The 12,676-nt window shown below is 70.3% G+C and carries 12 protein-coding genes and 1 pseudogene; 5 read left to right on the top strand and 8 right to left on the bottom strand.

The window, feature by feature from the left end; all coding sequences use genetic code 11:
* Positions 1 to 134 precede the first annotated feature (134 nt).
* The 4 genes from hpt to dacB form a co-directional block, all read right to left on the bottom strand.
* On the bottom strand, positions 135 to 695 hold the full coding sequence (gene hpt / locus EOT10_RS35800) for a hypoxanthine phosphoribosyltransferase (RefSeq protein WP_100597704.1): 561 nt from the start codon (positions 693 to 695) through the stop codon (positions 135 to 137).
* Positions 696 to 740: 45 nt separating this feature from the next.
* Complete coding sequence (tilS, locus tag EOT10_RS35795; protein WP_127832559.1) at positions 741 to 1,769, bottom strand: tRNA lysidine(34) synthetase TilS; 1,029 nt, start codon at positions 1,767 to 1,769, stop codon at positions 741 to 743.
* Positions 1,770 to 1,984: 215 nt separating this feature from the next.
* On the bottom strand, positions 1,985 to 3,127 hold the full coding sequence (locus EOT10_RS35790) for a zinc-dependent metalloprotease (RefSeq protein WP_127832558.1): 1,143 nt from the start codon (positions 3,125 to 3,127) through the stop codon (positions 1,985 to 1,987).
* A gap of 104 nt (positions 3,128 to 3,231) precedes the next feature.
* Positions 3,232 to 4,728 (bottom strand): D-alanyl-D-alanine carboxypeptidase/D-alanyl-D-alanine endopeptidase, encoded by a 1,497-nt coding sequence (dacB, locus tag EOT10_RS35785; RefSeq protein WP_127832630.1) that lies wholly within the window; start codon positions 4,726 to 4,728, stop codon positions 3,232 to 3,234.
* A 178-nt stretch (positions 4,729 to 4,906) separates the two neighbouring features.
* Between dacB and EOT10_RS35780 the strand changes: the two genes are divergently transcribed.
* Complete coding sequence (locus EOT10_RS35780; protein ID WP_127832557.1) at positions 4,907 to 5,398, top strand: inorganic diphosphatase; 492 nt, start codon at positions 4,907 to 4,909, stop codon at positions 5,396 to 5,398.
* Between the two features lie 88 nt (positions 5,399 to 5,486).
* Positions 5,487 to 7,187, top strand: a complete 1,701-nt coding sequence (locus tag EOT10_RS35775) for a threonine/serine exporter family protein (protein WP_223281399.1) — start codon at positions 5,487 to 5,489, stop codon at positions 7,185 to 7,187.
* A gap of 71 nt (positions 7,188 to 7,258) precedes the next feature.
* On the opposite strand, the pseudogene EOT10_RS35770 reads toward EOT10_RS35775, so the two are convergent.
* Positions 7,259 to 7,927, bottom strand: a pseudogene (locus EOT10_RS35770) (DedA family protein); the annotation flags it as partial.
* Between the two features lie 132 nt (positions 7,928 to 8,059).
* On the opposite strand from EOT10_RS35770, the gene EOT10_RS35765 reads away from it, so the two are divergent.
* Complete coding sequence (locus EOT10_RS35765) at positions 8,060 to 8,422, top strand: YbjQ family protein (protein ID WP_127832555.1); 363 nt, start codon at positions 8,060 to 8,062, stop codon at positions 8,420 to 8,422.
* 6 nt (positions 8,423 to 8,428) lie between these two features.
* Here EOT10_RS35765 and EOT10_RS35760 read toward each other — a convergent pair whose 3' ends face one another.
* On the bottom strand, positions 8,429 to 9,187 hold the full coding sequence (locus tag EOT10_RS35760) for a MerR family transcriptional regulator (protein ID WP_127832554.1): 759 nt from the start codon (positions 9,185 to 9,187) through the stop codon (positions 8,429 to 8,431).
* 174 nt (positions 9,188 to 9,361) lie between these two features.
* On the opposite strand from EOT10_RS35760, the gene gad reads away from it, so the two are divergent.
* The gene (gad, locus tag EOT10_RS35755) at positions 9,362 to 10,777 is read left to right on the top strand and encodes a glutamate decarboxylase (protein ID WP_127832553.1); all 1,416 of its coding nucleotides are present in this window, start codon (positions 9,362 to 9,364) and stop codon (positions 10,775 to 10,777) included.
* Positions 10,778 to 10,830: 53 nt separating this feature from the next.
* Here gad and EOT10_RS35750 read toward each other — a convergent pair whose 3' ends face one another.
* Positions 10,831 to 11,469: a PadR family transcriptional regulator gene (locus EOT10_RS35750; protein WP_127832552.1), complete on the bottom strand. Its 639-nt coding sequence runs from the start codon at positions 11,467 to 11,469 to the stop codon at positions 10,831 to 10,833.
* A 273-nt stretch (positions 11,470 to 11,742) separates the two neighbouring features.
* Between EOT10_RS35750 and EOT10_RS35745 the strand changes: the two genes are divergently transcribed.
* Positions 11,743 to 11,985 carry a DUF397 domain-containing protein gene (locus EOT10_RS35745; protein WP_127832551.1) on the top strand — a complete coding sequence of 81 codons (243 nt, stop codon included), beginning with the start codon at positions 11,743 to 11,745 and terminating at the stop codon, positions 11,983 to 11,985.
* Between the two features lie 83 nt (positions 11,986 to 12,068).
* Here the strand turns inward: EOT10_RS35745 and EOT10_RS35740 are convergent, their stop codons facing one another.
* Positions 12,069 to 12,551, bottom strand: coding sequence for an ATP-binding protein (locus EOT10_RS35740; protein ID WP_189492529.1), 483 nt, complete (start codon positions 12,549 to 12,551; stop codon positions 12,069 to 12,071).
* Positions 12,552 to 12,676 lie beyond the last annotated feature (125 nt).

The raw sequence follows: 12,676 nt of genomic DNA, 5'->3' as shown, positions 1-12,676 counted from the left end.
CTGTTCTTCGGACGGTACCCCAGCATTGTCACCCGATACCGCAGGGGACGACTGGCAATCTCGCCTTCGCCTGCTCAACGGCGGGAAACCCTCAGGGGTTCCCGACCGTCTCACACAGGTTTGGGGTACCGGGGTCAGCCGCCGTAGACGTGCGGTGCCAGAGTGCCGACGAACGGCAGGTTCCGGTACTTCTCCGCGTAGTCCAGGCCGTACCCGACGACGAACTCGTTCGGGATCTCGAAGCCGGTCCACTTCACGTCGATCGCGACCTTCGCCGCCTCCGGCTTGCGCAGCAGCGTGCAGACCTCGAGGCTCGCGGGCTCGCGGGTGCCGAGGTTGGTGAGCAGCCACGACAGCGTCAGGCCGGAGTCGATGATGTCCTCGACGATCAGGACGTGCCGGCCCTTGATGTCGGTGTCGAGGTCCTTGAGGATCCGCACGACGCCGGACGACTGGGTGCCCGCGCCGTACGAGGACACCGCCATCCAGTCCATCGTGACGGGGGTGGACAGCGCACGCGCGAGGTCCGCCATGACCATGACGGCGCCCTTGAGTACACCGACGATCAGCAGGTCCTTGCCCGCGTATTCCGCGTCGATCTTCGCGGCCAGCTCGGCCAGCTTCGCGTCGATCTCTTCCTTGGTGATGAGCACCGACTGGAGGTCGGTGCCCATGTCTTTCGCGTCCACCCGCATCACTTTCGGTCGTCCCACCGGCCGCTGAAGGACAGGCGTCCTTCGTCAGCCTTGCCGGATGACCAGTCTGCCACCCTGCCGCTGAGCCACGACCCGGCCGGGGAGGTTGATCTCCCCCTGACCGCGCCAGCCGGTGATCAGACGGTCGACCTCTTCGATGTGCCGGGCGAACAGCGAACCCGCCGGGGCACCGGCCTCGATGGCCGCTCGGCGCAGCACACGGCGGCGCACGGCGGGCGGCAGCGCGTAGAGCTTGGCGCACTCCAGGAGGCCGGCGGGGTCCCGCACGGCGGCCTCGGCCTGCGCGGCCCACGTGTCCAGGGCGTCGGCGTCGTCCCGGGACAGCTGGGCCGTACGGGCGAGCGCCTCGACGACGCCCTTGCCGAGCGCCTTCTCCAGGGCGGGCAGCCCCTCGTGGCGCAGCCGGGAGCGCGTGTAGGCCGGATCGGCGTTGTGCGGGTCGTCCCAGACGGGCAGCGACTGGGCCATGCACGCCGTGCGGGCGGTCTGCCGGTCGAGCTGGAGGAAGGGCCTTCGGTAACGGCCGCCGACCCCCGAGGTCGCGGCCATTCCCGACAGGGAGCGGATACCGGAGCCGCGGGCGAGGCCGAGGAGAACCGTCTCGGCCTGGTCGTCGCGGGTGTGGCCGAGCAGGATCGCGGCGGCGCCGTGGCGGTCCGCGGCGGCGTCGAGCGCGGCGTATCTGGCGTCCCTCGCGGCGGCTTCGGGCCCGCCGTCGCGGCCGACGCGCACGGCCGCGGACTCGACGGGATCGAGACGCAGGGCGGCGAGCCGCGCGACGACGTCGGCTGCGCGGAGGTCGGAGCCGGGCTGCAGACCATGGTCCACGGTCACGCCACCGGCGCGGACGCCGAGCTTGGGGGCCTCGAAGGCGAGCGCGGAGGCGAGTGCCATGGAGTCGGCACCGCCGGAGCAGGCGACCAGCACCAGGGGTGTGGTGGCGCGGGGTGCGTCGTGCGGGGCTGTGTGCGGGGCGCTGTTCTCGTTGAGTACGTCGTGGAGTACGCGGCGGACCGCCAGGCGTATCGCCGCGACCGCAGGATGGGGACCCATGTCCGGTTCCCTTCATGAAGTTTTCGGTGGGGGTGACGCTCGGACTAGTCACTCAACAGTGACCCGGTGACTTCGGTCACTCAGAGTGTGTCGATGGTGACAGAGCCGAGCCATTCCCCGAGCATTGCACGCCTACCCACGGCTCACGGTCCCTCGGATGGGTGATTACGGGGGCGTTCTCCTGCCGTTGGCCGTATTTGTTTCACGACCCTGCCTTACGGTGCACCCTCGGCCTTGCGGTGCACCCGAGCGACCCAGTCCGCCGGTTTGGCGATCTCCGCCTTGGTCGGCAGCGTGTTCGGCGATGTCCATACGCGGTTGAATCCGTCCATTCCCACCTCGTTCACCACAGCCCGGACGAAACGCTCGCCGTCGCGGTACTGGCGCAGCTTCGCGTCGAGGCCGAGGAGCTTGCGCAGCGCCAGATCCAGGCGGGACGCACCCTTCTGCCGCCGCTCCTTGAACTTCTCCCTGATCTCGCTCACCGACGGCACCACCGCAGGTCCGACGCCGTCCATCACGAAGTCCGCGTGCCCTTCGAGGAGCGACATCACGGCGGTGAGCCGGGCGAGGATCTCGCGCTGGGCCGGCGACTGCACGAGCTCGACCAGGGAGCGGCCGCCGTCGTCGCCTTCGCCCCGCTCGCCCTCGGGACGCGCGCCCGCGAGGGACTGCGCGGCCTCCCGGATGCGCTCCAGGAACGTCATCGGATCGACGTCGGTCTCGCCGAGGAATGACTGGATCTCGCCCTCGAGATGGTCACGCAGCCAGGGCACGGCCGTGAACTGCGTGCGATGCGTCTCCTCGTGCAGGCACACCCAGAGCCGGAAGTCGTGCGGATCCACGTCGAGTTCGCGCTCCACGTGCACGATGTTCGGCGCGACGAGCAGCAGCCTTCCGCCGCCGTCCGGCGCGGCCGGCAGGTCGCGGGTGGCGGGGGCGAAGGTCTCGTACTGGCCGAGGACGCGGGAGGACAGGAACGAGAGCAGCATGCCGAGCTCGACGCCCGTGACCTTGCCGCCGACGGCGCCGAGCATCGCGCCGCCGGGGCCCGAGCCGCGCCGCTCCTCCATCTTGTCCAGGAGGGGCTTGAGGAGCTCTCTGAACCCCGCCACGTTCGCCCGGACCCAGCCGGGGCGGTCGACGACGAGGACAGGGGTGTCGTGCACCTCGTCGGTGGTCATGCGCGTGAAGCCGCGCACATGTTCCTCGGCGGCCTTGGCGTGCCGGCGCAGCTCCGCGACGATCGCCCGCGCCTCGTCCCGGCTCACCTCCGGGCCCGGCCGCACGAGTCGGGTCGCGGTCGCCACCGCGAGATTCCAGTCGACCATCCCAGAAGCACCACCGATGCTCGTCATGCGTCAACCGTACGTGCTCGGGTCCTGCCGCACAGGGCCTTGTCCCCGGACGGCGCCCCGGTTCGGCCCCCTAGGGGACGGGGGCCGTCACCACGCCCGACGGGTCAGCGGCAGCCGCAGTTCGCCACCGTCGACGCGAGGCGGTCGAGGGCCGACTGGGCCGCCGCCGGGTTCACGGTGCCGTCCGTCATGAAGGCGAACACCAGGAGCCGCCCGTCCGCGTCGACGACCGCGCCGGCCAGCGTGTTCACCCCGGTCAGTGTGCCGGTCTTGGCCCGTACGAGGCCGATGCCCGCCGCGTCGGCCGCGTCCGTGTAGCGCTTGCTGAGCGTGCCCGTGAAGCCGGCGACGGGCAGCCCGGTGAGGACGGGGCGCAGCCCCGGGCGCCCACGGTCGGCGGCGCGCGCGAGGACCTGGGTCAGCAGGTCGGCGGAGACCTTGTCGGAGCGGTCGAGACCGCTGCCGTCGGCGAAGTGCGTGCCGGAGAGCGGGAGTCCGAGCTTCTCCAGCTCCTTGCGGACCCCCGCGCCCGCCCCGTCGAAGCTCGCCGTGCCGCCCGTCGCGAGGGTCACCTGGCGGGCCAGGGCCTCAGCGATGTCGTTGTCGCTGTGCGTCAGCATGCGCTCGACGAGGGCCGACACCGGCGGGGACGACACCTTGGCCAGCTGTTCGGCGCGGCCCGAGGCCTTCCCCGGGCCCGGGTCGCCCTTCGTCTTGATCCCGCGGTCCTTCAGCAGGCCGGCGAACGTCCGCGCGGCGGCCGCCGCCGGGTCCGCCGCGCGGGGGGCGGTGCCGCTGGTCGAGTCGTCGAGGCGCGCCTCGTCGGCCATGAGGGCGCTGACCGGGGCGAGATTTTCGTTGGGCCCGATCGGGTGCAGGACGGGTCCGGAGTAGAGCGAGGTGTCGTAGGAGAGGGTGATCTCTGTCGTGCCGCTGTCCTTGAGCTTCTTGGCGGTGGCGTCGGCGAGGGTGCGCAGGCTCGCGTTGCCGCCCGCGTCCTTGCGGGCAGTAAGCGTGGGGTCGCCGCCGCCGACGAGGACGACCTCGCGGCTCCCCGAGCCGGGCTCCAGGACGGTCTTCGTGACGATGCGGTGGTCGGATCCCGGCATCGAGAGGGCGGCGACCGCGGTGGCGAGCTTGGTGGTCGAGGCGGGCGTCAGGGCGTCGCCGGAGTTCTTGCCGTACAGCCGCTCACCGGTGGCCGCGTCGACGACGGCGGCGGTGCTGCGCCTGCCGAGGGACGGGTCCTTCAGGAGCGGGTCGAGCACGCCGGCGAGTGCGGCCTTCGTGGGGCCGGGGACCGAGCCGCCGGGCGCCGCGAGCACCGAGGGGGCGCTCGGAGCGGCGTCGGGCTCCCCGGAGCGCCCGCCACGGCCGTGATCTGCGCCACCCCCGGCGTCCTGGAGGGCGGCACGGCGTGCCTCCGCCGTACGCTGACCGCTGGAGTCCCAGGGACCGGCCGAGGCCACCGCCACGGCCGAGAGCACCAGGCCCAGGGTGGCGGCGCCCGCCGTGAGCTGCCAGGTACTGACCTTCGCGAGCAGCTTCACCGCCTGTGAAACTGACTGTGAAACTGCCTGCGAAGCCTTGAGCTCGGGCACCACGGACCAGCCCCTTTCGCGATCACACACCTGCGTGAGGGACACTTAATCACTGCCCCTCGCCGCACGATCATTTCTGGGCGGCACACCGGCTCCCGAGTCGGCTGGGGGTCCGGGGGTCGTCCCCCGGGAGATGCACCATCACCAGTCGTATGTGTTGATCATGGAGGAGCCACCGGTGGAGTTCGACGTCACGATCGAGATTCCGAAGGGTTCGCGGAACAAGTACGAGGTGGACCACGAGACCGGTCGGATCCGCCTGGACCGTCGACTCTTCACCTCGACCAGCTACCCGGCCGACTACGGATTCGTCGAGAACACGCTCGGTGAGGACGGCGACCCGCTGGACGCGCTCGTCATCCTGGAGGAGCCGACCTTCCCCGGCTGCCTCATCAAGTGCCGCGCCATCGGCATGTTCCGTATGACGGACGAGGCGGGCGGCGACGACAAGCTGCTCTGCGTCCCGGCTTCGGACCCCCGGGTGGAGCACCTGCGTGACATCCACCACGTGTCGGAGTTCGACCGCCTGGAGATCCAGCACTTCTTCGAGGTCTACAAGGACCTGGAGCCCGGCAAGTCCGTCGAGGGTGCCGACTGGGTCGGCCGCACGGAGGCCGAGGCCGAGATCGAGCGGTCCTACAAGCGCCTGAAGGACCAGGGCGGTCACTGACCTCCCCGGCCACGGACGGGCCGTTCCACCCCGAGAGGGGTGGGGCGGCCCGTCGGCGTATCTGTGCGCATACTGAGGCGTACTGGAGGTGCGCAGGCGTCGTACGAAGGGCGAGTTGGTGACGGAGCGCGAGCCGGAGGCGGAAGAAGACCGCAAACCGCAGTCGGACGAGGCACGCAGCGCCTTCACCCCGCCGCCGGGGGTGGTGCCGCAGACGCCGGCGCCGGAGCAGGACGAGTCGCAGACGACGTCCGAGTTCGCGATCCCCGACGGGGTCGCCGAACCGGCCGGCGCCCCCGCAGACGCCGCCGGCTCCGCCTTCACTCCCCCGCAGACCTACAGCTCCCGGCACGCCCCGCCCGCGTTCACCCCCGCGCACGGCGTCCCCATGGTCAAGCTGGCCAAGGAGGCGCCCTGGCACGACCGGATGCGCACGATGCTGCGCATGCCGGTGGCCGAGCGCCCGGCGGCCGAGCCCGCGCAGAGGCACGACGAGGAGGCGGGGCCCGCCGTGCCTCGCGTCCTCGACCTGACGCTGCGTATCGGCGAGCTGCTGCTCGCGGGCGGTGAGGGCGCCGAGGACGTGGAGGCGGCGATGTTCGCCGTGTGCCGCTCCTACGGCCTCGACCGCTGCGAGCCGACGGTCACCTTCACACTGCTGTCGATCTCGTACCAGCCGTCCCTGGTCGACGACCCGGTGACCTCGTCACGGACCGTGCGGCGGCGCGGCACCGACTACACGCGTCTCGCGGCCGTCTTCCAGCTGGTGTACGACATCAGCGACGAGGAGGTCGACGTCTCCCTGGAGGAGGCCTACCGGCGCCTCGCCGAGATCCGCCGCAACCGCCACCCCTACCCCGGCTGGGCGCTCTCCGCGGCCACCGGGCTCCTCGCGGGCGGCGCCTCGATCCTCGTCGGCGGTGACGCGATCGTGTTCGTCGCGGCGGCGCTCGGCGCGATCCTCGGCGACCGGCTCGCCTGGCTGTGCGCGGGCCGCGGGCTGCCGGAGTTCTACCAGTTCACGGTCGCCGCGATGCCGCCCGCCGCGATAGGGGTCGCGCTGACCCTCGCGCACAACCTCGTGGACGTACGCGCCTCCGCGGTGATCACCGGTGGACTGTTCGCGCTGCTCCCGGGGCGGGCCCTGGTGGCGGGCGTGCAGGACGGTCTGACGGGCTACTACATCACCGCGTCCGCACGCCTGCTCGAAGTCATGTACTTCTTCGTGGGCATCGTCCTCGGCGTCCTGATCGTGCTCTATCTCGGCGTCCAGTTGCATGCGCAGCTGAACCCGGAGGAGGCGCTCGTGGTCATCGAGCGCCCGTACTGGCAGATCGCCGCCTCGATGGCGCTGTCGCTCTCCTTCGCCGTCCTGCTCCAGCAGGAACGCTCCACCGTGCTCGCGGCCACGCTCAACGGTGGTGTGGCGTGGGTCGTGTACGGGGCGATGCACTTCACCGGCGGGATCTCGCCGGTCGCGTCGACGGCGGCGGCGGCCGGTCTCGTCGGTCTGTTCGGGCAGCTGCTCTCGCGCTACCGGTTCGCGTCCGCGCTGCCGTACGTGACGGCGGCGATCGGGCCGCTGCTGCCGGGTTCCGCGACGTACTTCGGTCTGCTGGCGATCGCCAACAACGACGTCAACGCGGGCCTGGTGTCCCTGTCCAAGGCGGCGGCCCTCGCCATGGCGATCGCGATCGGCGTGAATCTCGGATCGGAGATCGCCCGCCTGTTCCTGCGCTCGCCCGGCGCGGCGGGGCGCCGGGCGGCGAAGCGGACCCGAGGGTTCTGACCGACGGCTCGCTAGGGCGTGTCCGACCCTGATCCGCCGGACACGCCCTAGCGCTTCGCGTGGCGCCCGCGCTGGCCCTGGGCCGGTGCCTGGGGCTCGGGCGCGGCCGCCGCGGCCTTCTTCGCCTTGCCACGGGCGCGCAGGAACTCGATCGCGATGGGGACCACCGAGACGAGGACGATCAGGATCAGGATCAGCTCGATGTTCTTGTGGACGAACTCGATGTTGCCCAGCCAGGAGCCGAGCAGCGTGACGCCCGCGCCCCAGAGCACACCGCCGATGACGTTGAACGTGATGAACGAGCGGTACTTCATGCCGCTGACGCCCGCGATGATCGGCGTGAACGTGCGGACGATCGGCACGAAGCGGGCCAGGACCAGGGACTTGGGGCCGTACTTCTCGAAGAACTCGTGGGCCTTGACCACGTTCTCCTGCTTGAAGAGGCGGGAGTCCGGGCGGTTGAACAGGGAGGGGCCGACCTTCTTGCCGAAGAGGTAGCCCGCCTGGTCGCCGAGGACCGCGGCGAGACAGATCAGGGCGATGGCCGCCCACAGCGGGAAGTCCAGCGTGCCGGCGGTGATCAGCAGGCCGCACGTGAACAGCAGCGAGTCACCTGGCAGGAAGAAGCCGATGAGCAGCCCGGACTCCGCGAACACGACGAGGAGCAGGCCCCAGATGCCGAACGTGTTGAGCAGGTGGTTGGGGTCCAGCCAGCTTGGTCCGAGAGCAAGCGTCGTCACGGTTCTGGACTCCTGAGGGGCTGGCGAAGCGAGGGCAATGGCGGTGCAAAGTTATCAACGCAAGATGACAGCACCAGGTTCCAGTGGCCCTCTCAGGATGCACGGTGTGCCAACTGTCGCAAACCTGTGTGTATGGGTATCGAAGACTTCGGCGGCGGCCAGGACCAGACGGATGTGCTCGTCGTCACCACGAACGACGTGCCGGGCTACCGGGTGGACAGAGTGATCGGCGAGGTCTTCGGCCTCACGGTCCGCTCCAGGCACCTGGGCAGCCAGATCGGCGCGGGCCTCAAATCGATGATCGGCGGGGAGCTGAAGGGCCTCACCAAGACCCTGGTGGAGACCCGCAACCAGGCGATGGAACGGCTCGTCGCACAAGCCCGGTCGCGTGGCGCCAACGGGGTGCTCATGTTCCGCTTCGACGTCACGGAGGCGGCGGACGTCGGCACGGAGGTGTGCGCGTACGGTACGGCGGTGGTGATCGCGCCGGTGTAGCGCGGGCTACGCGTTGCGGGCGGCGTTCGCGTGGATCGCGTCCCGCAGGTGCTCGGCGACGCCCTCACCCATGGAGTCGTAGAACGCCTTGAAGCGTTCGTCGGCCACATACATGTCGCCGAAGCAGACGTGCATCTCGTAGGAGACCTCGAAGTAGTTCTGGCTGATGTGCTGCCGGTGCTCCTCGGCGAGGGCCGTCGCGGCCTCGCCGGACGGCTCCTCGCCGGCCGCCACGAGCGCCGCGTACCGCCGGCCCCAGTCTTCGGTCTCCGCCTGGATGCGCTGCCAGTCCTCCTTGGTGTACGTGGCCGCGCGGCGCTGGGACTCGGCCCAGGCCTCGGTGTTCCCCCAGCGCTGCTCGGCCTCCTCCTGGTACCGCTCGGGGTCCTTGTCCCCGAAGACCTCGAAGCGCTCTTCCGGTGTGAGCTGGATTCCCATCTTCTGTGCCTCCATGGCGTGTTCGACGGCGTCGGCCATCTTCTGCAGCTTCTCGATACGGGCACGCAGCACCCGGTGCTGGCGCCGCAGGTGTTCGCGCGGGTCGGTCGCCGGGTCGTCGAGCAGGGCCTGGACCTCGTCCAGCGGAAAGCCGAGCTCCCGGTAGAAGAGGATCCGCTGGAGCCGGTCCAGGTCGGTCTCGTTGTAGCGGCGGTGTCCCGCGTGGTTGCGCTCGCTCGGGACGAGCAGGCCGATCTCGTCGTAGTGGTGCAGCGTGCGCACCGTGACCCCGGCGAACCCGGCGACCTGTCCCACGGAATACCTCACGGCCCCGCCCTCTCCCTGTCGTTCCCGGTACGGGCTTCAGCTTGGGTCCTCACGCCGCGTGAGGTGCAAGCGCCGGCGCCCCTCATGAACGTATGGCCCGATATGCCCACTTCGTGATCTCTGTCTAGGCTGTCGCGGGGGATGTGTGGACAGCCGCCCGAGAAGGAGTCGCCGATGCCTCCGCTGCACCACGGTCCCCACGGGCGCGACGAGCGGCCGACGGCCATCAACCCCTTCTACGGCGCGGCCGATCCGGTCAGCGGCATGACCGAGGCCCCGCCCAAGCACCGGCTGCCCGACAACCCCATGCCGCCCACCACGGCCTACCAGCTGGTCCGCGACGAGCTGATGCTGGACGGCAACGCGCGGCTCAACCTCGCCACGTTCGTCACCACCTGGATGGAGCCGCAGGCCGGCATCCTGATGGGCGAGTGCCGCGACAAGAACATGATCGACAAGGACGAGTATCCGCGGACGGCGGAGCTGGAGCGCCGCTGTGTGGCGATGCTCGCCCACCTGTGGAACGCGCCCGACCCGGACGACGCGGTCGGCTGCTCGACCACCGGGTCCAGCGAGGCGTGCATGCTCGCCGGGATGGCGCTCAAGCGCCGCTGGACGAAGCGGAACGCCGACCGCTACCCCTCAAGGAACGCCCGCCCCAACCTCGTCATGGGCGTCAACGTGCAGGTCTGCTGGGAGAAGTTCTGCAACTTCTGGGAGGTCGAGGCGCGCCAGGTCCCCATGTCCGGCGACCGCTACCACCTCGACCCGCAGGCCGCCGCCGAGCTGTGCGACGAGAACACGATCGGCGTCGTCGGCATCCTCGGCTCGACCTTCGACGGCTCGTACGAGCCGATCGCCGAGCTGTGCGCCGCGCTCGACACCCTCCAGGAGAAGACAGGCCTCGACATCCCGGTGCACGTCGACGGCGCCTCCGGCGCCATGGTCGCGCCCTTCATCGACACGGACCTGGTCTGGGACTTCCGCCTGCCGCGGGTGTCGTCCATCAACACCTCGGGCCACAAGTACGGGCTCGTCTACCCGGGCGTCGGCTGGGCGCTGTGGCGCACGTCGGACGACCTGCCGGAGGAGCTGGTCTTCCGGGTCAACTACCTGGGCGGCGACATGCCGACCTTCGCCCTGAACTTCTCCCGGCCCGGCGCCCAGGTCGTCGCGCAGTACTACACGTTCCTGCGCCTGGGCCGCGAGGGCTACCGGGCGGTGCAGCAGTCGACGCGGGACGTCGCGCGCGGCCTCGCCGAACGCGTCGAGGCCATGGGCGACTTCCAGCTGATCACGCGCGGCGACCAGCTCCCCGTCTTCGCCTTCACGACGGCGCCCGAGGTGAAGGCGTACGACGTCTTCGACGTGTCGCGCCGCCTGCGCGAGTCCGGCTGGCTGGTGCCCGCGTACACCTTCCCCCCGCACCGCGAGGACCTGGCGGTGCTGCGGGTGGTGTGCCGCAACGGCTTCTCGGCCGACCTGGCGGAGCTGTTCCTCGCCGACCTCAGGCGGCTGCTGCCCGAACTGCGCCGACAGCGGCACCCGTTGACCTATGACAAGGACGCGGCGACCGGCTTCCACCACTGACCGCCGGCACGCCCCGGGGTCTCGGTCAGCGGGCCTCGGTCAGCGGTCCCCGGTCAGCGGTCCCCGGGATGTGGCTCACCCGTGGCGTAGGGGTTCTCCTGCCCCTCGGTGAGCACCCCCACGAAGGGCTCGCCCTCCCCCGCGAATGTGTACGCCCCGCCCTCGATCCGGGCGATGAGACCCCGCGTCCACTCCGCGCCCGTGTCTGCCGAGTGCACCCAGAAATTCATGATCTCCCCGATGTGGCCGAGCCGCTCGGGCCCCTCTTCGGGCGTGTAGTACTCGGTCACCGACCGACGCCACTCCTCGATGCCGGCCACCCGCCGCCGCAGCAGCTCCACCGCCTCCCGCCGCGGCAGGTCGACGACGAAGCCGAGCGCCGCCGACAGCACGTCCGGCTTCTGGTCGTACGTCACGAGGGCCTCGCGCAGCAGCGCCAGGAACTCCTCGGTGCCCTTGTCCGTGATCTCGTACTCGGTGCGCGGCGGGCCGCCTGCCGTGGACGGGGCGGTCTCGTGCGCGAGGAGGAATCCCTGCTTCGCCAGCTGCTTGAGCGCGTGGTAGATCGAGCCGGGCTTGGCGTTCGACCACTCGTGCGCGCCCCAGTACTCGAGGTCGCTCCGCACCTGGTAGCCGTGCGCGCGGCCGTGCTGCCGTACAGCCCCGAGGACCAGGAGGCGGATCGCTGACATGAGGCCCAGCGTAGGACGTCACTCCCGCGCCCCAGAAGCGGGAACCGGGAGCCGGAAGGCCGTGACGCGCGTCTCTCCCTACGGCGCCCGCATGGCATGGCAGCACGGGGGCAGACGCCCGAAGAACTGTAACCGGGGGAACACCCCCCGTGCACGTGCATCTGCCCATGCATCAGCATGTGAACGCAGCTATGATCCAGGACAGTTGACCACTACACCTGCATCACGAGCCACTAGTGCCACATAGGCCACAGCACCACCGGGGAGCGACCTGTGCACCACGTGTACAACGGCATGGCGGCCACGGAACTTCACGGTGTGGTCTGGCAGAAGAGCAGGCACAGCAACTCGCAGGGCTCCTGCGTGGAGTTCGCGAAACTGCCCGGGGGCAGAGTCGCCATGCGCAACTCGAACTTCCCCGAGGGGCCGGCCCTTGTCTACACGCCGGCCGAGATAGAGGCGCTGCTCCTCGGCGTCAAGGACGGCGAGTTCGACCACCTGATAGCCGACAGCTGACCCCTGACGGCCAACAGCGGATGGCCAACAGCTGATGGCCGTCAGCTGACGGCCGTCCGCTGCCGACTGTCCACTGCCGGCTGTCAGAGGCGGAACAGCGCCCAGACCACCTTGCCGTGGGGGCCGCTCGCGAGCGGGTGCCAGCCCCAGCTGTCGCTGAACGAGTCGACGAGGAACAGACCGCGTCCGGACTCGGCATTGAAGTCGTCGTCCGTGTCACGGGCGACGGGGCTCTCGTCACTGGGGTCACGCACCGCGCACACCAGGCGCGAGGTCCAGCGCATCAGGTGCAGACGCACCGGCGGGTCCTGGGCGCGCGGGGTGTCCGAGGGCAGCGCGTGCCGCAGGGCATTGGTGACGAGTTCGGAGACGACGAGACAGACGTCGTCGAACCTGTCCGCCACGTCCCAGCCGTCGAGCGTCCCGCGCGTGAACCGGCGGGCGCTGCGCACCGCCTCGTACCGGGCGGGCAGGGCGCAGGAAGCGGAACTGGAAACGGCTGATGGGTCGAGTGGCGGAAGCCCCTGCCTTAACGGCTCGAGCATGGCCGGTCCATTCGTCCCCATGCGAGGCACTCCCGGGATTCGCGGTACAGAGCGAGTGGAGCGGTGGTGCGGAGCCATCGTTCCGAATGCGTACAGCAGATGCAAGGGCAGATGCACGTGCACGCGCCCGGCTTGGGGCGCCACGT

Origin of the sequence: Streptomyces antnestii (assembly GCF_004005495.1) — a bacterium.
GTDB classification, from domain to species: Bacteria; Actinomycetota; Actinomycetes; order Streptomycetales; family Streptomycetaceae; genus Streptomyces; species Streptomyces antnestii.
Note: the sequence above shows the minus strand (reverse complement) of the source record. Positions and strands in the feature narration are given on the sequence as shown.